2 protein-coding genes are annotated in these 26651 nt (G+C 77.2%); both read left to right on the forward strand.

The genetic code is table 11. The annotated features are described in order from the left end of the window. The first annotated feature begins 7 nt into the window (after positions 1-7). Positions 8-14896: a type I polyketide synthase gene (locus ACWEMJ_RS12875; protein ID WP_452137047.1), complete on the forward strand. Its 14889-nt coding sequence runs from the start codon at positions 8-10 to the stop codon at positions 14894-14896. 37 nt (positions 14897-14933) lie between these two features. After that, positions 14934-26651, forward strand: a complete 11718-nt coding sequence (locus ACWEMJ_RS12880; RefSeq protein WP_452137048.1) for an SDR family NAD(P)-dependent oxidoreductase — start codon at positions 14934-14936, stop codon at positions 26649-26651.

Here is a 26651-nt window from a genome sequence, read left to right on the forward strand (position 1 = left end):
GGCCCTGATGTCCGACGACAAGAAGCTGCTCGACTACCTCAGGCGCGCCACCGCGGACCTCGGTGACGCCCGGAGGCAGCTGCGCGAGGCCGAGCAGGCCCGCCACGAACCGATCGCCATCGTCTCGATGGCCTGCCGCTACCCCGGTGGCGCCGACACGCCCGAACTGCTCTGGGAGCTGGTGTCCGGCGGCACCGACGCGATCTCCGCCTGGCCGGTCAACCGCGGCTGGGACCTGGAGGGCCTCTACGACCCGGACCCCGAGCACCCCGGCACCTCGTACACCCGGCAGGGCGGCTTCCTGCACGACGCGGCCGACTTCGACGCCGAGTTCTTCGGCATCTCGCCGCGCGAGGCACTGGCCACCGACCCCCAGCAGCGGCTGGCCCTGGAGACCGCCTGGGAGGCGGTCGAGCGGGCCGCGATCGACCCCCGCACGCTGCGGCGCACCGCCACCGGCGTCTTCCTCGGGGCGATCGGCAACGGCTACGGCGAGGGCTCGCGCCACCTCCCCGAGGTCCAGGGCCTGCTGGACACCGGGACCGCGACCAGCGTGGTCTCCGGCCGGATCGCCTACACGCTGGGCCTTGAGGGCCCCGCGGTGAGCGTGGACACGGCCTGCTCGTCCTCGCTGGTCGCCCTGCACCTGGCGATCCGGGCGCTGCGGGCGGGCGACTGCACGCTGGCCCTGGCCGGCGGCGTCGCCGTAATGGCGACCCCCGACCCGTTCGTGGCGTTCAGCCGCCAGCGCGCGCTGTCGGCCGACGGCCGCTGCAAGGCGTTCGGGGCCGACGCGGACGGCACCGGCTGGTCCGAGGGCGCCGGCGTCCTGCTGCTGGAGCGGCTGTCGGACGCCCGCCGCAACGGGCACCCGGTGCTGGCCGTGATCCGTGGCTCGGCGACGAACCAGGACGGCGCCAGCAACGGCCTGACCGCGCCCAGCGGCCCGGCGCAGCAGCGGGTGATCCGGGCGGCGCTGGCGGACGCCGGGCTGACGGCGTCCGAGGTGGACGCGGTGGAGGCGCACGGCACCGGCACCACCCTCGGCGACCCGATCGAGGCGCAGGCCCTGCTGGCCACCTACGGGCAGGACCGGCCCGCCGAACGGCCGCTGTGGCTCGGCTCGTTGAAGTCCAACATCGGCCACACCTCGGCGGCGGCCGGCGTCGGCGGCGTCATCAAGATGGTGCTGGCGATCGGGCACGGCGAACTGCCCAAAACCCTGCACGCGGACCGGCCGACCCCCATGGTCGACTGGTCGTCGGGCGCGGTGGAGGTCCTCTCCGAGGCCCGCGCCTGGGACGACACCGGACGCCCGCGCCGGGCCGGCGTGTCCGCCTTCGGCGTCAGCGGCACCAACGCCCACCTGATCCTGGAACAGGCCCCCGCGGAGGAACCCGAACCGGCGGCCGACGGAGACGACTACCCGCTGCCCTGGGTGCTGTCGGGGCGCACCGACGAGGCGCTGCGCGCCCAGGCGGCCCGGCTGCTGGCCCACCTGGGCGCCGGACCCCTGCGGGCCGGCGACACCGGCCGCGCCCTCGCCCTCACCCGCACCGCCTTCGAGCGGCGGGCCGTGGTGGTGGGCACCGACCCGGAGCAACTGCTCGACGGCGTGCGGGCGCTGGCGGAGGGGCGCACGGTGCCGGGCCTGGTGCTGGGCGACGGCGTGTCCTCCGGTCGGGTGGCGCTGGTGTTCCCGGGTCAGGGCTCGCAGTGGGTCGGGATGGCGGTGGAGCTGCTGGCCGGGTCGGAGGTGTTCGCGGCGCGGATGGCGGAGTGCGAGCGGGCGCTCGCGCCGTATGTCGACTGGTCGTTGGCCGAGGCGCTGGGCTCGGAGGAGCTGCTGGTTCGCGTCGATGTCGTGCAGCCCGTGCTGTGGGCCGTGATGGTGTCGCTGGCCGAGCTGTGGCGCTCGTTCGGTGTGGTGCCGGACGCCGTCGTCGGCCACTCCCAGGGCGAGATCGCGGCCGCCTGCGTGGCAGGAGGGCTGAGCCTGGAGGACGGGGCGCGGGTGGTCGCGCTGCGGTCCCTGGCGATCCGCGCGTTGGCCGGTCGTGGCGGTATGGCGTCGGTGCCGTTGCCGGTGGACGTGGTGCGGGAGCGCCTGGGCCGGCTGTCGGTGGCGGCGGTCAACGGCCCGTCGTCGACCGTGGTGTCGGGCGACGCGGACGCGGTGCGGGAGTTCGTCGACGCGTTGGTCGAGGAGGGCGTGCGGGCGCGGCTGATCGAGGTCGACTACGCGTCGCACTCCGCCCACGTGGAGGAGGTCCGCGAGCGCCTGCTCGCCGACCTGGAGGGCGTCACCCCGCTCGCGGGTTCGGTGCCGTTCTTCTCGACGGTGACCGGTGACTGGCTGGAGACGGAGTCGCTGGACGCCGCGTACTGGTACCGGAACCTGCGCGAGACCGTCGAGTTCGGCCGGGCCACGGAGGTGCTGCTGGAGGAGGGCTTCCGGTTCTTCGTCGAGTCCAGCCCGCACCCCGTGCTCACCTTCGGCGTCCAGCAGACCGCCGACGCGGCCGACACCGCCGGCTCCGCGCAGGGCCCCGCCGTGGTCGTGGGCACGCTGCGGCGCGGCGAGAGCGGCCTCGACCGCGTCCTGACGTCCCTGGCGGAGGCCCACGTCGGCGGCCTGCTGCCCGACTGGGACCGGGTGTTCGCCGGGCACCGCTCGGGCGGCATCTCCCTGCCCACCTACGCCTTCCGGTGTCGCCCGTACTGGCTGGAGGACACCGCCGGCCCGTCCGGGACGTCCGCCGAGGGCGACGACTTCTGGGAGGCCCTGGGCGGGGGCGACCTGGACCGGTTCACCACCGCCGTCGGGGTCGCGCCCGAGGACCCGCTGAACGTGGTGCTCCCCGCGCTCGCCACCTGGCGCGCCGCGCGCACCGAGCGTTCGGTGGTCGACTCCTGGCGCTACCGCGTGACCTGGCGGGCCCTGCCCGAGGGCCCGGCGGCCGCCCTGGACGGCAGCTGGCTCGTGCTGTCGTCGGACGGCCAGGACGAGGACGGGCAGCGCCGGGCGGCGGAGACCGTCCGCGCCATGGAGCAGGCCGGGGCCACGGTGGTCCACGTCCGGATCACCGAGGAGGCGGCCGACCGCGCCGTGCTCGCCGACCGCGTGCGCGCGTCCCTCGACGCGCTGCCCGGCCCGGTGGCGGGAGTGCTGTCGCTGCTGGGCCTCGACGAGCGCCCGCACCCCGCGCACCCGTCCCTGCCGCTGGGCACCGCGCTCAACCTGGCCCTGGTGCAGGCACTCGGCGACGCCGGGATCGGCGCGCCCCTGTGGTGGGCCACCCGGGGCGCGGTGGCGGTCGGCGGCACGGACACCGGGAGCGGCGTGAGCGCCGCGCAGAGCCTGCTCTGGGGCCTGGGCCGGGTCGCCGCGCTGGAGTTCCCGCAGCGCTGGGGCGGCCTGGTCGACCTCCCGGAGGTCCTGGACGCGGACACCGCCGCGCGGCTGTGCCGGGTGCTGGCGGGCAGGGCCGGGGACGAGGACCAGGTGGCCGTCCGGGCCACCGGCTGCCACGGCCGGCGGCTGGTCCGCTCCGCGCTGGGCGACACCGCGCCGCCGCGCAGCTGGCGGCCCGGGGGCACCGTGCTGATCACCGGCGGCACCGGCGGGATCGGCGCGCAGATCGCGCGCTGGCTGGCCCGGCGGGGCGCCGCGCACCTGGTGCTGGCCGGCCGGCGCGGTCCGGATGCACCCGGTGCGCCGGAGCTCGCCGAGGAACTGGCCGCGCTCGGCGCCCGGGTCACCCTGGCCTCGTGCGACGTCGCCGACCTGGCGGCCCTGCGCGCGCTGAAGGACGGCCTCGAACAGGACGGCCACCGGATCAGCACCGTCTTCCACGCCGCCGGGGCCGGGCTGCTGGTGCCGCTGCCCGACACCGACGCGGCCGGGTTCGCCGACACCCTGCACGCCAAGGTCGGCGGGGCCCGGAACCTCGACCTGCTGTTCGACCGGGACACCCTCGACGCCTTCGTGCTGTTCTCCTCGATCTCCGCCGTGTGGGGCAGCGCCGTCCACGGCGCCTACGCCGCCGCCAACGCCTACCTCGACGGCCTCGCCGAGGACCGCCGCAGCCGCGGCCTCGCCGCGACCTCCGTGGTGTGGGGCATCTGGAGCCCCGCGGACGGGGCCGGCGGGATGGCGGCCGAACTGGCCGAGGACACCCTGCGCGGCCACGGCGTGCTCTTCATGCCGCCCGCGGTCGCGATCACCGGGCTCCAGCAGGTCCTGGACCACGACGAGACGGTGGTCGTGGTCGCCGACATCGACTGGGACCGCTTCGCGACGGTCTTCACCTCGGCCCGCCCCAGTCCGCTGATCGGCGAACTCCCCGAGGTGCGCGCCGCGCTGGCCGCCGGGGCGGACACCGAGGAGGCCGGCGCCGGGGGAGCGCCGTCGGCGCTGCGCGAGCGCCTGGAGCCGCTCCCGGCGGCCGAGCGCACCCGGGTCCTGGTCGAGCTGGTGCGGACCCACGCGGCCGCCGTCCTCGGCCACGACTCGCCGGACGCGATCGCCCCCGGCCGCGCCTTCCGCGAGCTGGGCTTCGACTCCCTGACCGCCGTCGACATGCGCAACCGGCTGAACACCGCCACCGGCCTGCGGCTCCCCGTCACCGTCGTCTTCGACTACTCGTCGGCGGCCGCGCTCGCCGGCCGCCTGGAGACCGGACTGCTGGGCGCCGCCGGGCAGCCCGCCGCCGTCCGGCAGCGCCCGACGGCGGGGCCCGCCACCGACGACGACCCCGTGGTGATCGTCGCCATGAGCTGCCGCTACCCCGGCGGCGTCCGCACCCCCGAGGACCTGTGGCGGCTGGTCGCCGACGGGCACGACGCCGTCTCCGGGCTGCCCTCCGACCGGGGCTGGGACCTCGACGCGCTGTACGACGCGGACCCCGACCGGCCCGGCCGGAGCTACGCCGCCGCGGGCGGATTCGTCCGCGACGCGGACCGCTTCGACCCCGGGTTCTTCGGGATCTCCCCGCGCGAGGCGCTCGCCATGGACCCGCAGCAGCGGCTGCTGCTGGAAACCTCCTGGGAGGCGATCGAGCGCGCCGGCATCGACCCGTCCACCCTGCGCGGCACCCCGACCGGCGTCTTCGCCGGCGCCTCCTACCAGGGCTACGGCGGCAGTCTGCGCGACATCCCCGAGGAACTGGAGGGCCTGTTCATCGCGGGCATCTCCACCAGCGTGCTGTCCGGGCGCATCGCCTACCAGCTCGGCCTCCAGGGGCCCGCCGTGACCGTCGACACGGCCTGCTCCTCGTCCCTGGTCGCGGTCCACCTCGCCGCCCAGTCGCTGCGCTCGGGCGAGTGCACGCTGGCCCTGGCCGGCGGCGCCACGGTGATGGGCACCCCGCTGTCGTTCACCGGCTTCAGCCGGCAGCGCGGGCTCGCCGAGGACGGGCGCTGCAAGTCCTTCGCCGCCGCGGCGGACGGCTTCGGCATGGCCGAGGGCGTCGGCCTGCTGCTGCTGGAACGCCTCTCCGACGCCCGCCGCAACGGCCACCCGGTGCTCGCGGTGCTGCGCGGCTCGGCGATCAACCAGGACGGCGCGAGCAACGGCCTGACCGCGCCCAGCGGCCTGGCCCAGCAGCGGGTGATCCGCGACGCGCTGGCCAACGCCGGGCTGTCGGCCGCCGACGTGGACGCCGTCGAGGCGCACGGCACCGGCACCCGGCTGGGCGACCCGATCGAGGCCGACGCGCTGCTCGCCACCTACGGCCAGGACCGGCCCGCCGACCGGCCGGTGTGGCTCGGCTCGCTGAAGTCGAACATCGGGCACACCCAGGCCGCCGCCGGCGTCGGCGGCATCATCAAGATGGTGCTGGCCATGGGCCACGGCGAACTGCCCCGCACCCTGCACATCGACGCGCCGACCCCGAACGTCGACTGGACGGCGGGCGCCGTCGCCCTGCTGACCGAGGCCACCCCGTGGCCGGAGACCGGCCGCCCGCGCCGGGCCGGCGTGTCCTCGTTCGGCCTGAGCGGCACCAACGCGCACGTCGTCGTCGAGCAGCCGCCCGCCGAGCCCGAGCCCGTCGCGCCCGCCGCCGAGCCGCCGGCCGTCCCGTGGGTGCTGTCCGGGCGGACCGCCGAGGCCGTGAAGGAGCAGGCGGCGCGGCTGCACGCGCACCTGACGGAGCACCCGGAGCTGTCGCCCGTCGACGTCGGCCACTCGCTGGCCGCCACCAGGACTGCCTTCGAGCACCGCGCGGCCGTCGTCGGCGCCGACCGGGAGACCCTGCTGGGCGGCCTGGCCGCGCTGGCCGGAGGAACGCAGGCGCCCGGCCTGGCCCGGGGCGCCGTCGCCCGGTCCGCCAGGACCGTCTTCGTCTTCCCCGGCCAGGGCTCCCAGTGGGCCGGCATGGCCCGGGAACTGCTCGACCACGCCCCGGCCTTCGCCGACCGGATTGCCGCCTGCGAACGCGCCCTCGCCCCGTACCTGGACTGGTCGCTGCTGGCGGTGCTGCGCGACGAGCCCGACGCGCCCCCGCTGGAGCGGGTGGACGTGGTGCAGCCGGTGCTGTGGGCGGTGATGGTGTCGCTGGCCGAGCTGTGGCGGGCGCACGGCATCGTCCCCGACGCCGTCGTCGGCCACTCCCAGGGCGAGATCGCCGCCGCCTGCGTGGCGGGAGGCCTGAGCCTGGAGGACGGGGCCCGGATCGTCGCGCTGCGCAGCCGGGCCCTGCCGGCGCTGACCGGACGCGGCGGCATGCTGTTCGTGCCGCAGCCCGTCGAGGCCGTGCGCGAGGCGCTGTCCGCCCACGCCGGGGCGCTCGACGTCGCCGCGGTCAACGGGCCGACCTCGGTGACGGTCTCCGGCGACCCGGCGGCCCTGGAACGGCTGCGCGAGCAGTACGCCGACGCGGGCGTCCTGGCCTGGCCCGTCCCCGGCGTGGACTTCGCCGGACACTCGCCCCAGGTGGAGCAGCTCCGCGAGGAACTGCTCGGCCTCCTCGACGGCATCGCGCCGCGCACCTCCGCCGTCCCGTTCTACTCGACCGTCACCGGCGGCCCCGTGGACACCCGGGGCCTGGACGCCGCGTACTGGTACGAGAACCTGCGCCGGCCGGTGGAGTTCGGCCGGGCGCTCGACGCGCTCCTCGCCGACGGGCACCACACCTTCGTCGAGTGCAGCACCCACCCCGCGCTGACCGTCTGGATCCAGGAGGCCGTCGAAGCGGCCGGGATCGGCGACGGGGCCGTCGTCGGCACGCTGCGCCGCACCGAGGGCGGCCCCGGCCGCTTCCTCGCCGCGCTCACCGAGGTCCACGTCCGCGGCCTGCCGGTGGACTGGGACGCGGTGTTCGCCGGAACCGGCGCGCGCAAGCGGGCCCTGCCCACCTACGCCTTCCAGGAGCAGCGCTACTGGCTGGACGACACCCCCGCCCGGCCCGTCGAGACCCTCACCGGCACCGGCGCCGGCCCGGCCGACTCCGGCTTCTGGGCGGCGGTCGACCGCGGCGACCTGGACGCCCTCGCCACCACCCTGCGGGTCGAGGACGGCGAACTGCGGGCCTCCCTCGCCTCCCTGGTGCCCACCCTCGCCGCGTGGGCGCGCGGCCGGGCCGACGACCGCACCGCCGACAGCTGGCGCTACCGGGTCGCCTGGAAGCCCCTGCCGGCGCCCGAGCGGCCCCGGCTCACCGGCAGCTGGCTGCTCGTCGCCCCGGCCGGCGCCGCCGACGACCCGGCCGTCGCGTTCGCCGCGGACGCCCTGCGCGGACACGGCGCCACCCCCGTCCTGGTCGAGGCCGGCCCCGACGCGACCGACCGGAGCAGGTTCGCCGCACTGCTCCGCGACGCCCACGACCGCCTCGACGGGCCGCCCGCCGGCATCCTGTCGCTGCTCGCCCTGGCCGAGCAGCCGCACGGCGACGGCTCGGCACTGCCCGTCGGCCTCACCCTGACCGTCGCGCTCCTCCAGGCCCTGGGCGAGCTCGGCACCGACGCCCCGCTGTGGAGCGCCACCCGGGGCGCGGTGTCGACCGGCCGCTCCGACCGGCTCGACAGCCCGCTCCAGGCCCTGGCCTGGGGCCTCGGCGGGGTCGCCGGCGTCGAGTACCCGCAGCGCTGGGCCGGCCTGGTCGACCTGCCGCGACGCCTCGACGAGCGGGCCGCGACCCGGCTCGCCGAAGCCCTCGCCAACCCCGACGGCGAGGACCAGCTGGCGGTGCGCGCCACCGGCCTGTACGGCCGCCGGGTCGTGCACGCCGGGCTCGGCGACACCGCCCCCGCCCGCGACTGGACACCCGAGGGCACCGTCCTGATCACCGGCGGCACCGGCGGCCTCGGCGCGCAGATCGCCCGCTGGCTGGCCCGCACCGGCACCGCGCACCTGCTGCTCACCAGCCGGCGCGGCGCACAGGCCCCCGGGGCCGACGCCCTGCTCGCCGAACTGCGCGCGCTCGGCGCCGACGCCACCGCGGCGGCCTGCGACGTCGCGGACCGCGACGCCCTCGCGGACCTGCTCGCCGGCATCCCGGCCGAGCGCCCGCTGCGCGCCGTCCTGCACACCGCCGGCGTCCTCGACGACGGCGTGATCGACTCGATCACCCCCGAACGCGCCGCCGGCGTCCTGCGCCCCAAGCTCGACGGCGCCCGCAACCTCGACGCGCTCACCCGCGACCTCGACCTGACCGCCTTCGTGCTGTTCTCCTCGCTCGCCGGCACCCTCGGCGGCACCGGCCAGGGCAGCTACGCCGCCGCCAACGCCTACCTCGACGCCCTGGCCCGGCAGCGCCGCGACCTCGGCCTGCCCGGCACCTCGGTGGCCTGGGGCCTGTGGGGCGGCGAGAGCCTCGCCTCCGGGGCGGTCGCCGAACGGCTGATCCGCGACGGCCTGCCCGCCATGGACCCCGCCGCGGCCACCACCGCGCTGCGCCGGGCCCTCGACCACGACGACACGGCCGTCATCGTCGCCGACTTCGCCTGGGACCGCTTCACCCGGGCGTACACCGCGCTCCGGCCCAGCGCCGCGCTCGGCGACCTGCCCGAGGTGCAGGGCGCGCTCGCCGCCGCGGCCGGCCCCCGGGGCGCCGCCGACGGCGCCGAGCCGGAGGCGCTGCGGCTGGCCGCACTGCCCCCGGCGGAACGCGACCGGGCGCTGCTGGAGCTGGTCCGCCGCGAGGTCGCCGTCGTGCTCGGCCACCCCGGGCCCGAGGCGGTGGAACCCGACCAGGCGTTCAAGGACATCGGCTTCGACTCGCTGACCGCCGTCGAACTGCGCAACCGGCTCGCCGCGGCCACCGGCCTGCGCCTGTCGGTGACCCTGGCCTTCGACTACCCCACGGCCACCGCCCTGGTCGGCCACCTGCGCGCCGAACTGCCGGGGGCGCCCGCCGCCGAGGCCCCCGACGCCCCCGGACGGGCGACGTCCGCCGCGGACGACGACCCGATCGTGATCGTCGGCATGAGCTGCCGCTACCCCGGCGGCGTCAGCACCCCCGAGGAGCTGTGGGAGCTCGTCGCGGGCGGCGGGGACGCGATCACCGCCTTCCCCACCGGCCGCGGCTGGGACCTGGACGGCCTCTACGACCCGGACCCGGACCGGACCGGCAGCACCTACGCGCGCGAAGGCGGCTTCCTGCACGACGCCGACCGCTTCGACGCGGCGTTCTTCGGGATCTCCCCGCGCGAGGCGCTGACCATCGACCCCCAGCAGCGGCTGCTGCTGGAACTCTCCTGGGAGGCGTTCGAGCGGGCCGGCATCGACCCGCTCTCCCTCAAAGGCAGCGCGAGCGGCGTCTTCGTCGGCTGCAGCCACCACGACTACGGGTCGCGGGTCACCGAGCCCTCCGAGGAGTTCGAGGGCTACCTCGGCATCGGCAGCGCGGGCAGCGTGGCGTCCGGGCGGATCTCCTACAGCCTCGGCCTCGAAGGGCCCGCGGTGACCATCGACACGGCGTGCTCCTCGTCGCTGGTCGCGGTCCACCTCGCCGCCCGGTCGCTGCGGGCCGGCGAATGCTCGCTGGCGCTGGCCGGCGGCGTGACCGTGATGTCGACGCCGGGCGCGTTCGTCGAGTTCAGCCGGCAGCGGGTGCTCGCCGAGGACGGCCGCTGCAAGCCGTTCGCCGCCGCCGCCGACGGCACCTCCTGGGCCGAGGGCGCCGGGCTGCTCGTCCTGGAACGCCTCTCCGACGCCCGCCGCAACGGCCACCCGGTGCTCGCCGTGGTCCGCGGCTCCGCCGTCAACCAGGACGGCGCCAGCAACGGCCTGACCGCCCCCAACGGGCCGTCCCAGCAGCGGGTCGTCCGGGCGGCCCTCGCCGACGCCGGACTGACCGCCGCCGAGGTCGACGCGGTGGAGGCGCACGGCACCGGCACCAAGCTCGGCGACCCGATCGAGGCCCAGGCGCTGCTGGCCACCTACGGCCGGGAGCGCGACGGGCAGGAGCCGCTGCTGCTCGGGTCGCTGAAGTCGAACATCGGGCACAGCCAGGCCGCCGCCGGCGTCGCCGGCATCATCAAGATGGTGCAGGCCATGCGGCACGGGATGCTGCCGCGCACCCTGCACGTCGACGCGCCGACCCCGCACGTCGACTGGTCGGCCGGCGCGGTGCGGCTGCTCACCGACGACACCCCGTGGCCGGAGACCGGCCGCCCCCGGCGGGCCGCGGTGTCCTCGTTCGGGGTCAGCGGCACCAACGCCCACACCATCCTCGAACAGCCCGCCGAACCGGCCCCGGCCCCGGCCGCCGTCGCCGGGCCGTCCGACGCGCCCGCCCTGCCCTGGCTGCTCTCCGCCCGCAGCGCGGACGCGCTGCGCGAGCAGGCCGCCCGGCTGCTCCGGCACGCCGAGCAGGACCCGGCCCCCGCCGTCGCGGAGCTGGGCCGCTCGCTGGCGCTGAACCGCAGCGCCTTCGAGCACCGGGCCGCCCTCACCGGCACCGACCGGCAGTCCCTGCTCCAGGGGCTCGCCGCGCTCGCCGCCGGCGAGCCGTCGGCGGACCTGGTGCGCGGCGTCACCGGCCCGGCCGCGAGGACCGCCTTCCTGTTCCCCGGCCAGGGCAGCCAGCGCACCGGCATGGGCGCCGGCCTGTACGCGCGGTTCCCGGTCTTCGCCGACGCCTTCGACGCGGTCTGCGCGGAACTCGACCCGCTGCTCGACCGCCCGCTGCGGGAGGTGATCGACGCGGCCCCCGGCGACCCGTGCGACGGCCTGCTGGACCGCACCGAGTACGCCCAGCCCGCCCTGTTCGCGCTCGGCGTCGCGCTGTACCGCCTCGTCGAGCACTGGGGCGTGCGCCCCGACCGGCTGCTCGGCCACTCCGTGGGAGAGCTCGCCGCCGCCCACGTCGCCGGGGTGTTCACACTGCCCGACGCCGCCGCCCTGGTGGTCGCGCGGGGACGGCTGATGCAGGCCCTCCCGGCGGGCGGCGCGATGGTCGCCGTCACCGCCGCCGAGGAGGAGGTGCTGCCGCTGCTCGCCGGCCGCGAGGGCGAGGTCGGCCTCGCCGCCGTCAACGGCCCGGCCTCGACCGTGGTCTCCGGCGACGCCGCGGCGGTGGCGGAGATCGCCGCCGAGCTCGCCGCGCGCGGCCGCAAGACCCGGCGGCTGCGGGTCTCGCACGCCTTCCACTCGCCCCTGATGGAACCGATGGTCGCCGAGTTCCGCGAGGTCGTGGCCCGGATCGCCCCCGGGGAGGCCGCCGTCCCGGTGATCTCCGACCTGACGGGCGAGCCGGCCACCGCCGAGCAGCTCGGCTCGCCGGACTACTGGGTGGAGCACGTGCGCGGCACCGTCCGCTTCCAGGACGGCGTGCGCCACCTGGAACGCGACGGCGTCACCGCGTTCCTCGAACTCGGACCCGACGGCGCGCTCACCGCGATGGGCCAGGACTGCCTGACCGGCGCCGCCGGCGGACCGGTGCTGGTGCCCCTGCTGCGCAAGGACCGGCCCGAAGCGCCCGCCGCGACGGCCGCCCTGGCCCGGCTGCACGTCACGGGCGTGCCGGTGGACTGGGAGGCCGTGCACGGCGGCGACCCGGCCCGCCCCGCCGCCGACCTGCCGACCTACGCCTTCCAGCGCGGCAGCTACTGGCTGCCGGCCGGACCGGCCGCGGCCGGACTGCCCGCCGCCGGACTCCAGGCCGTCGACCACCCGCTGCTCGGCGCCGGAACGGAACTCGCGGACTCCGACGGCTACCTCTTCACCAGCCGGTTCTCGGTCCGCAGCCACCCCTGGCTGGCCGACCACGGCGTCTACGAGGGCGTGCTGTTCCCCGCCACCGCGTTCCTGGAACTCGCGGTCCGCGCCGCCGACCAGGTCGGCTGCGACCAGGTCGAGGAACTCACCCTGGAGGCGCCGCTGGTGCTCCCGGCGGGCGGAGCCGTCGCGCTCCAGCTCACCGTCGGCAGCCCGGACGCCGCGGGCACCCGCCCGCTGAGCGTCCACGCCCGGGCCGTCGACGACGGCCCCGACGCCCCCTGGACCCGGCACGCGAGCGGCCTGCTCGGCACCGCCGCGGCCGCGGACCCGGCCGCTCCGGCGGACCCCGAGGCCTGGCCGCCGCCCGGCGCCGTCCCGCTCGACACCGAGGGCCTGTACGAGCGCTTCGCGGGCGGCGGGTTCGCCTACGGCCCCGCGTTCCAGGGCCTGCGCGCGGCCTGGCGGCTCGGCGACGAGGTGTACGCCCTGGCGGGCCTGCCGGACGAGCAGCGGCCGGACGCCGCCGCGTTCGGCCTGCACCCGGCGCTGCTCGACGCCGCCCTGCACTCGCTGGTGTTCGACGTCCTGGAGGGCCCCGCGCAGGGCTGGCTGCCGTTCTCCTGGAACGGGGTGCGCCTGCACGCCTCCGGGGCCGCCGAACTCCGGCTGCGGCTGACTCCCACCGGCCGGGACGCCGTCGCCGTCACGGCCACCGACACCGGCGGGCGGCCGGTGCTCTCGGCCCGCTCCCTGGTCCTGCGGCCGGTCTCGCCGGACCGCTTCAAGGCCACCCGCGCCGGGCACCACGAGGAACTGTTCCGCCCCGAGTGGCCGGCCCTGCCCGGGCGCGCCGCGGCGGCCGCCGCCGCCCCCGACCCGGAGAACTGGACGGTGCTCGGCGGCGCGCCGCTGCCCGGCCGTCCGGTCGCCGACCTCGCCGCGCTGTCCGCCCTGCTCGACGCGGGCGCCCCGGCACCCGCGCTGGTGCTGGCCGCCTGCCCGCCCGCGGCGGCAGGCGACCTCCGCGACGCGGTCCACGACGGCCTCGGCACGCTACTGGCCCTGCTGCGCGACTGGCTGGCCGAGGAGCGCCTGACCGGCGCCAGGCTCGTCCTGGTCACCTCCGGCGCCGTCCCCGTGACCGGGGAGGACGTCCCGGACCCGGCCCTGGCCGCGCTCTGGGGCCTGGTCCGCTCGGCGCAGACCGAGAACCCCGACCGCTTCGTGCTGCTGGACCTCGACACCCGGGAGAACCCGCCCGCGCTGCTCGCCGAAGCCCTCGCGTCCGGGGAACCCCAGCTCGCGATCCGGGCCGGAGCCGTCCACGCCGCCCGGCTGGCCCGGGTGCCGCTGGCCGCCACCGGGCGCACCCCCGGCTGGGACGGCGAAGGAACCGTCCTGATCACCGGCGGCACCGGCGCCATCGGCGCCCACGTCGCCCGCCACCTGGCCGCCGAACACGGCGTCCGGCACCTGCTGCTGACCAGCCGCAGCGGCCCCGACGCGGCCGGCGCGGCGGAACTGCGCGCCGAACTCGCCGCGCTCGGCGCGCACGCCGAGATCGCCGCCTGCGACGCCGCCGACCGCGACGCCCTCGCGGCCCTGCTGGCCGCCGTGCCCCCCGCGCACCCGCTGACCGGCGTGGTGCACGCCGCGGGCGTCCTCGCCGACGGCGTCGTCGCCACCATGACGCCCGGGCAGCTGGACCGCGTCCTGCGCCCCAAGGTGGACGCGGCGCTCAACCTGCACGAACTCACCGCCGGCCTGGAGCTGACCGAGTTCGTCCTGTTCTCGTCCATCGCCGGCGTCTTCGGCGGCATGGGCCAGGGCAACTACGCCGCCGCCAACGCCTTCCTGGACGCGCTCGCCCACCGGCGCCGCGCCGACGGGCTGCCCGGCCGCTCGCTCGCCTGGGGCCTGTGGGCCAACAGCACCGGCATGACCGGCGGACTCACCGAGGCCGACCTGCGACGCATCGCCCGCGGCGGGATCGTCGCCTTCGGCCCCGCCGAGGGGCTGGCGCTGTTCGACACGGCCGGCGCCCTCGACGAGCCGGTCGTGCTCCCGCTGCGGCTCGACACCGCCGCCGTCCGCGCCCAGGCCGGCGCCGGCGGCGTCCCCGCCCTGCTGCGCGGCCTGGTGCGCCCCGCCGCCCGGCGCGGCGCCGCCCTCCCCGCGGCCGGCACCGGCGACGACGGGCCCGAGGCCCTCAAGCAGCGCCTCGCCTCGTTGGGCGAGACCCAGCGCGGCCGGGTGCTGCTCGACCTGGTCCGCTCGCACGCCGCCCTGGTGCTCGGCCACAGCGGCCCGGCCGCGGTCGAGCCCGGACGCGGCCTGCTGGAGGTCGGCTTCGACTCGCTGACCGCGGTGGAGCTGCGCAATCGGCTGCGCGCCGCCACTGGCCACCCGCTGCCGGCCACCCTGCTCTTCGACCACCCCACCCCGGCCGCGATCGCCGAACACCTCGCCGCCGAACTGCTCCCCGACGCCGGACCCGGCCCGCTCCCCGGCCCCGCCGAGGCGGACCTGCCGGCGGGCGTCCCCGACGGCATCCCCGACGACCCGGCGGACCGCGAACGGCTGGCCGGCCGCCTCCGGGAGCTGCTGCGCAGCCTCGACGCGGCGGCCGCCGCCGACGGCACGGCCACCGCCTCCATCGAGGACCGGATGGACAGCGCCAGCGACGACGAACTCTTCGACCTCATCGACAACGAACTCGGCCTGTCATGACACCGACCCGACACCCGAACCAGGACGGCGAATCCCGATGGTGAACGACGACAAGCTGAGGGACTACCTCAAGCGCGTGACGGCGGACCTGCACCACACCCGCCGGCGCCTGACCGAGGCCGAGGAGGCGAGCCGCGAACCGATCGCGATCGTCGCGATGAGCTGCCGCTACCCCGGCGGCGTGCGGTCCCCCGAGGACCTGTGGCGCCTGGTCAGCGACGGCACCGACGCCATCACCGGCTTCCCCGCCGACCGGGGCTGGGACCTGGACCACCTGGACGACCCGCAGCAGCTGCGCGAGGGCACCAGCCACACCGCCCTCGGCGGCTTCCTCGACGACGTCGGGCACTTCGACCCCGGATTCTTCGGGATCTCCCCGCGCGAGGCGCTCGCCATGGACCCGCAGCAGCGGCTGCTGCTGGAGACCACCTGGGAGTCGTTCGAACGGGCCGGCATCGACCCCGCGACCCTGCGGGGCAGCCGCACCGGCGTCTTCGCCGGAGTGATGTACCAGGACTACGCGGTCCGGCTGCGCCACGTCCCCGACGACGTGGCCGGCTACCTCGGCAACGGCAGCTCCGACAGCGTCGCCTCGGGCCGCATCGCCTACACCTTCGGCCTGGAGGGCCCGGCGGTCAGCATCGACACCGCCTGCTCCTCCTCGCTGGTCGCCATCCACCTCGCCGCCCAGGCCCTGCGCGGCGGCGACTGCGCACTGGCGCTGGCCGGCGGCGCGATGGTCATGTCGACACCCGTCCCGTTCGTCGAGATGAGCCGCCAGGGCGGCCTGGCCCGGGACGGCCGCTGCAAGTCCTTCGCCGCCGCCGCCGACGGCACCGGCTGGGGCGAGGGCGTCGGCATGCTCCTGCTGGAACGCCTCTCCGACGCCCGCCGCAACGGCCACCCCGTCCTCGCCCTGGTCCGCGGCACCGCCGTCAACCAGGACGGCGCCAGCAGCCGGCTCACCGCCCCCAACGGCCCCGCCCAGCAGCGCGTCATCCGGCACGCCCTGGCCAACGCCGGACTCACCCCCGCCGACGTGGACGTGGTCGAGGCGCACGGCACCGGCACCCCGCTCGGCGACCCGATCGAGGCCCAGGCCCTGCTGGCCACCTACGGGCAGGGCCGCGCGGACGGGCAGCCGCTGCTGCTCGGCTCGCTGAAGTCGAACATCGGGCACACCCAGGCGGCGGCCGGCGTCGGCGGCGTCATCAAGGCCGTCCTCGCCATGCGGCACGGCACCGTCCCGCCCACCCTGCACGCGCAGGACCCGTCGCCGCAGATCGACTGGACCGCCGGCGCGGTGCGCCTGGTCACCGAGAACACCCCCTGGCCCGAGACCGGGCACCCGCGCCGGGCCGCGGTGTCCTCCTTCGGCGTCAGCGGCACCAACGGGCACGTCGTCCTGGAACAGGCCGACGAACCCGCCCCGGAGGAGGCCGGCGAACCCGCCGCCCCCGCCGTGCTGCCCTGGGTGCTCTCCGGGCGCACCGCCCCGGCGCTGCGCGCCCAGGCCGCCCGGCTGCGCGACCACCTCGACGCCCACCCCGGAGCGGGCCCCGCCGAGGTCGGCCACGCCCTCGCGACGACCCGCGCCGCGCACGAGCACCGGGCGGTCCTGATCGGCGCCCGCCCCGAGGAGTTCCGGGCCGGCCTGGACGCCCTCGCGGCCGGCCACGACGCCCCCGGCCTGGTCCTCGGCACCGCCGGAACCGGCGGCGAAGTCGCCCTGGTGTTCCCCGGACAGGGCTCCCAGTGGGCCGGCATGGCCGTCGAACTCCTTGACACCGCCCCCGCCTTCGCCGCCCGCATCGCGGACTGCGAGCGCGCCCTGGCCCCCTTCGTCGACTGGTCGCTGGAAGCCGTCCTGCGCGGCGCCCCCGGCACCCCGCCGGCCGAACGCGTCGACGTGGTGCAGCCGGCGCTGTGGGCCGTCATGGTCTCGCTGGCCGCACTGTGGCGCGCCCACGGCATCACCCCCGGCGCCGTCGTCGGCCACTCCCAGGGCGAGATCGCCGCCGCCGTGGTGGCGGGCGCGCTGAGCCTGGAGGACGGGGCGAAGGTCGTCGCCCTGCGCAGCCGGGCGATCCGCGCGCTGTCCGGCCGCGGCGGCATGGCCTCGGTGGCGCTGCCCGCCGACCAGGTCGCCGACCACCTCGCCCCCTGGGACGGCCGGCTGTCCGTCGCCGCCGTCAACGGACCCGACTCCACCGTGGTCTCCGGCGACACCGACGCGCTCGACGCGTTCCTCGACCGGACGGAGACCCTGGGCGTCCGCAGCCGGCGCATCCCCGTCGACTACGCCTCGCACAGCGCCCACGTCGAGGACATCCGCACCGACCTGCTCGACCTGCTCGACGGACTGACCCCCCGCCCCGCCGCCGTGCCCTTCTACTCCACCCTCACCGGCGGCCCGCTGGCGGACACCACCGTCCTCGACGCCGACTACTGGTACCGCAACCTCCGCGGCACCGTCCGCTTCGAACAGGCGACCCGCGCCCTGCTCGCCGACGGCTACCAGGTGCTGCTGGAGAGCAGCCCGCACCCCGTCCTCACCGTCGGCGTCCTGGAGACCGCCGAGGACGCGGGCGCCGACGCCACCGCCGTGGGCACCCTGCGCCGCGACGACGGCGGCCTGCGCCGGTTCACCGAGTCGCTGGCCGAACTGCACCTGCGCGGAGTCGCCCCGGACTGGGACGCCGTCTTCGCCGGCCGCCGCCCCGGCCGGGTGGAACTGCCCACCTACGCCTTCCAGCGCGACCACTACTGGCTGGAGGACGGCGCCGCACCCGACGCCGACGTCGCCTCCGCCGGACTCACCCCCGCGGACCACCCGCTGCTCGGCGCCGTCGTGCACCTCGCCGACAGCGACGGCCTGCTCCTCACCGGCCGCCTGTCGGCCCGCACCCACCCGTGGCTCGCCGACCACGCCGTCGGCGGCCGGGCCCTGCTCCCCGGCACCGCCTTCCTGGAACTCGCCCTCCAGGCCGGAGCCCGGATCGGCTGTCCCCGGGTCGAGGAACTCACCCTCCAGGCCCCCCTGGTGCTGCCCGAACACGGCGGCACCGTGCTGCGCCTCACCGTCGGCGCCCCCGACTCCCGGGGCCACCGCCCGCTCGGCCTGCACTCCCGGCCGGACACGGCCGCCGACGGCGACCCCGACGGTGCCCTCGACGACGAGTGGACCAGGCACGCCGAAGGCACCCTGGCCCCGGACGCCGCCGCGGCCGACAGCTCGACGCCCTGGCCGCCGCCCGGCGCCGAACCCCTCGCCCTCGACGGCCTGTACGACCGCTTCGCGGCGGGCGGGTTCGCCTACGGCCCCGCCTTCCAGGGCCTGCGCGCGGCCTGGCGGCGCGGCGACGAACTGTTCGCGGAGGCCGTCCTGCCCGCCGGCCCCGCACCCGAGGCCGGCCGCTTCGGCCTGCACCCGGCGCTGCTGGACGCGGCCCTGCACGCCACCGGCGTCCCCGGCGCCCCCGGCGTGGACGCCCACCCCGAGGGACGGCTGCCGTTCTCCTGGAACGGCGTGACCCTGCACGCCACCGGCGCCGGGCTGATCCGCGTCCGCCTCACCCCCGCCGGACCCGACGCGGTGGCGCTCGCCGTCGCCGACGCCACCGGCGCGCCCGTGGCGACCGTCGACGCGCTGGTGCTGCGGCCCGCCGGCCCCGTCGCCGCCCCGCGCGGCCGCCACCACCGGGACCTCTACGCCACGGAGTGGATCGCCGCACCCCCGCACGGCAGCGCCGCACCCGCCCACCGCACCGCGGACCTGGCCGCGCTGCTGGCCGCCGTCGACGCCGGCGCGCCGGTGCCCGACACGGTCCTGCTCGTCCGCCCGGAGACCGTCGACCCGGACGGGGAGGCCGCGGCCGTCCGCGCGGCCGTCCACCAGGCCCTCGCCGACATCCGGACCTGGCTCGCCGACGACCGCTTCGCCGGCTCGCGCCTGGTGTTCGCCACCCGGGGCGCGGTCGCCGCCCGGGACGGCGAGGACATCCGCAACCCCGCGCACAGCGCGCTCTGGGGGCTGATCCGCTCGGCCGACTCCGAACACCCCGGCCGCTTCGCCCTGCTCGACCTCGACGCCGATGCCGCCGAGCACGGTGTCTCGGCCGCCCTCGCCACCGGGGAACCGCAGACCGCGGTCCGCGGCGGCGACGTCCTCGTCCCCCGACTGGTCCGCGTCCCCCGGAACGACGACCGGGCCGAGCCGCTCCGCGCCTTCGACCCGGACGGCACCGTCCTCGTCACCGGCGGCACCGGCCTGCTCGGCTCCCACGTCGCCCGCCGCCTGGTCACCGGGCACGGCGTCCGGCACCTGCTGCTGCTCTCCCGCAGCGGCCCGGCCGCCGCCGGCGCCGAGGAACTGCGCGCCGAACTCGCCGCGCTGGGCGCCGAGGCCGCCGTCGTCGCCTGCGACGCCGCCGACCGGGACGCCCTGGCCGCCGTCCTCGCGGACCTGCCGCCCGCGCACCCGCTGACCGCCGTGATCCACACCGCCGGCGCCCTCGACGACGGCGTCGTCACCACCCTCACCCCCGAGCGGGTGGACGCCGTGCTGCGCCCCAAGGTCGACGCCGCCCTGCACCTGCACGAACTGACCCGCGGCCACGACCTCACGCACTTCGTGCTGTTCTCCTCGGCCGCCGGCACCTTCGGCGGCCCCGGACAGGCCAACTACGCCGCCGCCAACGCCCACCTCGACGCCCTGGCCGCCCGGCGCCGGGCGGCGGGCCTGGCCGGCCAGGCCCTGGCCTGGACCCTGTGGGAACAGCCCAGCGCCCTCACCGGCCACCTCGACCAGGACGACCTGCGCCGACTCGCCCGGTCCGGCATGCCGCCGCTGTCCACCGAGCGGGGACTCGCGCTCTTCGACACCGCCCTCACCGTGGACCGGGCCGCCCTGGTCCCGATGCGCCTCGACACCGCCGCGCTGCGCGCCGCCGCGGCCGACGGCACCCTACCCCCGCTGCTGCGCGGCCTGGTGCGCACCCCGCCGCGCCGGGCGGCCGAGGCCACCGCGGCGGACACCGACGACAACGCGCTGCGCCTGCGCCTCGCGACCCTCGACGGCACCGGCCGGACCCGGCTGCTCGTCGAACTCGTCCGCACCCACGCCGCGGCCGTCCTCGGCCACGCCTCCCCGGACACCCTCGACGCCGGACGGGCGTTCCGCGAACTGGGCTTCGACTCGCTGGCCTCGGTGCAACTGCGCAACCGCCTGAACGCCGCCACCGGCCTGCGGCTCCCCGCCAGCCTGGTGTTCGACCACCCGACCCCGGCCGCGCTCGCCGCCTTCCTGGGCGCCGGCCTCACCGAGGCGACCACCACCGTCACGCCCGCCGCACCGGCGCGGCCCGCCGACCCGGAGCGGGACGCGGACGACGACCGGATCGCGATCGTCGCCGCGGCCTGCCGCCTCCCCGGCGGCGTCCGCTCGCCCGAGGACCTGTGGCGGATGCTGGCCGAGGGCCGCGACGGCGTCTCCGGGTTCCCCACCGACCGCGGCTGGGACGTCGAAGCGCTCTACGACCCCGACCCCGACCGCGTCGGCACCTCCATCACCCGCGACGGCGGCTTCCTGTACGACGCCGCCGAGTTCGACGCCGAGTTCTTCGGCATCTCGCCGCGCGAGGCCCTCGCCATGGACCCGCAGCAGCGACTGCTGCTGGAGACCACCTGGGAACTCTTCGAACGCGCGGCCATCGACCCGTCCACCCTGCGCGGCGCGCCGGTCGGCACGTACGTCGGCCTGATGCAGCAGGACTACGCGGCCCGGCTGCTGCCCTACATCCCCGAGGACGTCGAAGGATTCCTCGGCACCGGCAACTCGGGAAGCATCGTCTCCGGACGCCTGGCCTACTTCTTCGGCCTGGAGGGCCCCGCCGTCACCGTGGACACGGCCTGCTCGTCCTCGCTGGTGTCGCTGCACCTCGCGGTCCGGGCGCTGCGCTCCGGCGAGTGCTCGCTCGCGCTGGCCGGCGGCGTCAACGTGATGTGCAGCCCCGAACTGTTCGTCGAGTTCAGCCGGCAGGGCGGACTCGCCCCGGACGGCCGCTGCAAGTCCTTCGCCGCGGCCGCCGACGGCACCGCCTTCGGCGAGGGCGTCGGCATGCTGCTGGTGGAGCGGCTGTCGGACGCGCGGCGCAACGGGCACCCGGTGCTGGCGGTGATCCGCGGCTCGGCAGTGAACCAGGACGGTGCGAGCAATGGCCTGACCGCGCCGAACGGTCCCTCGCAGCAGCGGGTGATCCGGGCCGCGCTGGCGGACGCCGGGCTGACGGTGTCGGACGTGGACGTGGTGGAGGCGCACGGCACCGGGACGCGGCTGGGCGACCCGATCGAGGCGCAGGCGCTGCTGGCGACGTACGGGCAGGAGCGGCCGGCGGACCGTCCGGTGTGGATCGGCTCGCTGAAGTCCAACATCGGACACACCTCGGCCGCCGCCGGCGTGGCGGCGGTCATCAAGTCGGTGCTCGCCCTGCGGCACGGCGTGATGCCGCGCACCCTGCACGTGGACGGCCCCACACCCGAGGTGGACTGGTCGGCGGGCGCGGGCCGGCTGCTGACGGAGGCCCGGGAGTGGGACGACACAGGCCGCCCGCGCCGGGCCGGCGTGTCCTCCTTCGGCGTCAGCGGCACCAACGCCCACGTCATCCTCGAACAGGCCCCGGTCGAGCCGCTCGCCGACGAGCCCGGGACACCGGAGACCGTCCCGCTGCTGCTCTCGGCGCGCACCCCCGAGGCACTGCACGCCCAGGCCGCCGCGCTGTCGGCCCGGCTCGGCGACGGGTCCGGCGTCCGCGCGGCCGACGTGGCCTTCTCGCTGGCCACCGGCCGCAGCGCGCTGGCACACCGCGCGGTGCTGGTCGGCACGGAGGAGGACCTCGCCGAGCACCTGACCGTGCTGTCGCAGGGCGCTGCGGTGTCCGGCGGCGGGCTGGTGTCCGGTCGGGTGGCGCTGGTGTTCCCCGGCCAGGGGTCGCAGTGGGTCGGGATGGCCGTGGAGCTGCTGTCCGGGTCGGAGGTTTTTGCGGCGCAGATGGCGGAGTGCGAGCGGGCTCTAGCGCCTTACGTGGACTGGTCGTTGGCGCAGGCGCTGGGCTCCGAGGAGCTGCTGGCGCGGGTCGATGTGGTGCAGCCGGTGCTGTGGGCCGTGATGGTGTCGCTGGCGGAGGTGTGGCGGTCGTTCGGTGTGGTTCCGGACGCGGTGGTGGGCCACTCCCAGGGTGAGATCGCGGCCGCGTGCGTGGCGGGGGGGCTGAGCCTGGAGGACGGGGCGAAGGTCGTCGCGCTGCGCTCCCTGGCGATCCGCGCGTTGGCCGGTCGTGGCGGGATGGCGTCCGTGCCGCTGCCGGTGGACGTGGTGCGGGAGCGCATTTCGGACCGCCTCTCGGTGGCTGCCGTCAACGGCCCGTCGTCGACGGTGGTGTCGGGTGACGCGGCCGCCGTGGCGGAGTTCGTCGATGCGTTGGTCGAGGAAGGTGTGCGGGCGCGGCTGATCGAGGTGGACTACGCGTCGCACTCCGCCCATGTGGAGGAGATCCGCGAGCGGCTGCTGTCGGACCTGGACGGCATCGCCCCTGTCGCCGGTTCGGTGCCGTTCTTCTCGACCGTGACCGGCGGCTGGCTGGAGACGGAGGAGCTGGACGCCGAGTACTGGTACCGCAACCTCCGGGAGACGGTGGAGTTCGCGAACGCCACGGAGGCGTTGCTGGGCGAGGGTTTCCGGTTCTTCGTCGAGTCCAGCCCGCACGCGGTGCTGGGTGTGGCGGTGGGGGAGTCGGTGGAGTCCGCGGGCGTGGACGCGGCCGTGCTGGGGACGTTGCGTCGCGGGGAGGGCGGCTTGGCGCAGGTGCTGCGCGCGGTGGGCCGCGGCTGGGAGCGCGGGCTGGAGGTGGATTGGTCGTCGGCGTTCCCGGGCGCGCGGCGGGTGGACCTGCCGACGTACGCCTTCCAGCGCACCCGCTACTGGCTCGACGTGCCGACCACGAGCTGGGACGTCGCCTCGGCGGGGCTCGCCACCACCGGGCACCCGATGCTCGGTGCGGCGATGCAGGTCGCGGACTCGGGTGAGCTGCTGCTCAGCGGCCGGATCTCGCTGCGCACCCACCCCTGGCTGGCCGACCACGCCGTGTCGGGCGTCGTGCTCCTCCCGGGCACGGCGTTCCTCGAACTCGCGCTGCGCGCCGGGGCCGAGGCGGACTGCCCGGTGGTCGAGGAGCTCACCCTCGGCTCGGCGCTCGTGCTGCCGAACGAGGACGCTACCCACCTGCAGCTCCGGGTCGGCGGGCCCGACGGCGACGGCCGGCGCAGGCTCAGCGTGTTCGCCCGGACGGCGCGGGACGCCGACGCGCCCTGGACCGAGCACGCCACCGGCACCCTGGCACCCCGGCCCGCCGGCGATCCGGCCGCAGCGGCGGCCGGTCTGCTGAGCTGGCCGCCGTCCGGTGCCGAACCCGTGGACACCGACGACCTCTACGAGCGCTTCGCCGAGGTCGGCTACCACTACGGCCCCGCCTTCCGGGGCATCCGGGCCGCGTGGCTGCGCGGTGGCGAGGTGTTCGCCGAGGTGGTGCTGCCGGAGCAGCAGCACGCCGACGCCGCCGGCTGCGTGCTGCACCCCGCGCTGCTGGACGCGGCGCTGCAGAGCGCCGCGCTGCTGCCCGACCAGGACGGCACGGCCCGGCTGCCGTTCAGCTGGAACGGGGTGACCGGCGGGGTCACCGGGGCCACCACGCTGCGCGTGCGGCTCGCCGCCGACGCGCCGGACACCGTGCGCCTGCACGCCCACGACCTGTCCGGACGGCAGGTGATCGGCGTCCAGGGCCTGCTGCTGCGGCCGCCGACCGCGAACGGGCCGCTGGCCGGGGCCGCTCACGCCGACCTGCTGTACCGCCTCGACTGGACCCCGGCCGCCGATCCGGCCGACGCCGCCGTGCCGGGCTGGGCCGCGCTCGGCGACGCCGTCCCCGGTGCCGCCGTGTCCTGGCCGGACCTGGACGCGCTGGCGGCCGCCCTCGACACGGGCGCCGCCCTCCCCGAGGTGGTCGTGGCGTCCGTGGCCACCGCCGACCTGCCCGATGCCGCCGACCGGGTCCGCGCCACCGCGCACCGGGGCCTCGCCCTCGTGCAGCAGTGGCTGGCCGACGAGCGGTTCGCCGAGGCGAAGCTGGCCCTGCTCACCAGGGACGCCGTCCGCACCGGGCCGCTCGACCGCCTTGTCGATCCCGCCCAGGCCGCCCTGTGGGGCCTGGTGCGCAGCGCGCGGGCCGAGCACCCCGGGCGCTTCGTCCTGGTCGACGCGGCCGGGAGCGCCGAACCGGCCGAGGCCCTGCCCGCGGCGCTCGCCGCCGGGGAACCCGAACTGGCACTGCGGACCGGCCCGCCGCTGCTGCCGCGGCTGGTGCGTGGCGGACGGCCGGACGGCACGCTGTCGCTGCCCGACCGCCCCGACTGGCGGCTCACCACCGACGGCCGGGGTTCGGTGGAGGACCTCGTGGCGGAGCCCGCTCCGGCGGCCCTCGCCCCGCTGGGCAGCGGCGAGGTGCGGATCGCGGTGCGCGCCGCCGGCCTGAACTTCCACGACGTCATCGCCGCGCTCGGACTGGACCCCGACCCCGAACAGCAGGGCCTGGGCAGCGAGGGCGCCGGCACCGTCGTCGAGGTGGGCCCGGGCGTCGACGACCTGGCGCCCGGGGACCGGGTGATGGGGATCTTCCGGGGCGCGTTCGGCCCGACCGCGGTCGCCGACCGCCGCACCGTCGCCCGGATACCGGCCGGCTGGTCCTTCGCCCGCGCCGCGTCCGTGCCGGTGGTGTTCCTCACCGCCCACTACGGCCTGTTCGACCTCGGCGGGTTGAAGAGCGGCGAATCGGTCCTGATCCACGCCGCCGCCGGCGGGGTCGGCATGGCGGCCGTGCAGCTCGCCCGGCACGCCGGTGCGCGGGTGTTCGCGACCGCGTCCCCCGCCAAGTGGGACGTCCTGCGGGCCGGCGGGCTGGACGACGCGCAGATCGCCTCGTCCCGCAGCACCGACTTCGCCGAGACCTTCCTGACGGCCACCGGCGGGCGGGGCGTCGACGTGGTGCTCGACAGCCTGGCGAGGGAGTTCGTCGACGCCGGCCTGCGGCTGCTGCCGAACGGCGGCCGGTTCGTGGAGATGGGCAAGACCGACGTCCGCGACCCCGAGGAGGTCGCCCGGCAGTACCCCGGGGTGCGCTACCGGGCGTTCGACCTGATGGAGGCCGGTCCGCAGCGCATCGGCGAGATGCTCGCGGAGATCCTGGACCTGTTCGAGCGGGGAGTGCTGCACCCCCTGCCGGTCACCGGCTGGGACGTCCGGCAGGCCCCGGCCGCGCTGCGCTCGCTCAGCCGGGCGCGGGGCGTCGGCAAGAACGTCCTGCTGCTGCCCTCCCGGCCGGACCCCGAGGGGACCGTCCTGGTCACCGGGGCCACCGGCACCCTGGGGCGGCTGCTGGCCCGGCACCTGGTGGTCGCGCACGGCGCCCGGCACCTGCTGCTGGCGGGCCGTCGGGGCGAGTCCGCCGACGGAATGCCGGAACTGGTACGGGAGTTGACCGGGCTCGGCGTGTCGGTCACCGTCGCGGCCTGCGACGTCGCGGACCGGGACGCGCTCGCCGCGCTGCTCGGGACGGTGCCCGCCGCGCACCCGCTGACCGCCGTCGTCCACGCGGCCGGCGTCCTGGACGACGCCACCGTCGCCGGGCTGACCCCGGACCGGCTCGACCGCGTCCTGCGGCCCAAGGCGGACGCGGCGCTGGCCCTGCACGAACTCACCCGGGACCTCGACCTCGCGGCGCTGGTGCTGTTCTCCTCGGGCGCCGCCCAGTTCGGCGCGGCCGGGCAGGCGAACTACGCCGCCGCCAACGCGGTCCTGGACGCCCTCGCCGCCGAGCGCCGGGCCGAGGGGCTGCCCGGCCTGTCCATCGGCTGGGGCCTGTGGGAGGAGCGCAGCGCGATGACCGCCGAGGTCGCCCCGGGCCGGGGCGCCGGGGCGGGCGCGCTGACCTCGGCGGAGGGCCTCGCCCTGTTCGACGCGGCGCTGGACTCCCCGCACGCCTACCGGCTGGCGGCCAGGATCGCCCCGTCCGTGCTGCGGGCGGACGACCGGCTGCCCGCCGTGCTCCGCGGCCTGGTCCGCCCGGCCCGGACCGCCGCCGCCGCGGAGGCGCCGGCCCGCTCGATGGCGCGGCAGCTCGCCGAGCTGCCTGCGGACGAGCTGCACCGGACCCTGCTCGACCTGGTGCGCGGCACCGCCGCGGCGGTGCTCGGCCACAGCTCGCCGAACCTGGTCCGCCCGGCCCGCCCGTTCAAGGACGTCGGCTTCGACTCCCTCACCGGCGTCGAACTGCGCAACCGGCTGGCCGCCTCGACCGGGCTGCGGCTGCCGGCCGCGCTGGTCTTCGACCACCCCACCCCGGAGGCACTGGCCCGCCATCTCGCCGAGCGGGTCGGCGCGGCCCGTCCGACCGGCGACGAGGCGGTGCGGGCCGGGCTCGACGCCCTGGAGGCCCTGCTCGGCGCGCTGCCGCCGGAGGGCGTCAGCGGCGAACTCGCCGCCCGGGTCCGGGACGTGCTGTCCCGCGCGCTGCCCGGCGGGACACCGGCCGCCGCCCGCCCCGCCGGCGAGCCGGGCGACCCGGACGACCTGGCCCCCGACCTGATCGAGGCGGCCAGCGACGAAGAGATGTTCGAGTACCTCGACCGGCAGCTGGGGTCCGCATGA

This window comes from Kitasatospora sp. NPDC004531, from assembly GCF_053602195.1.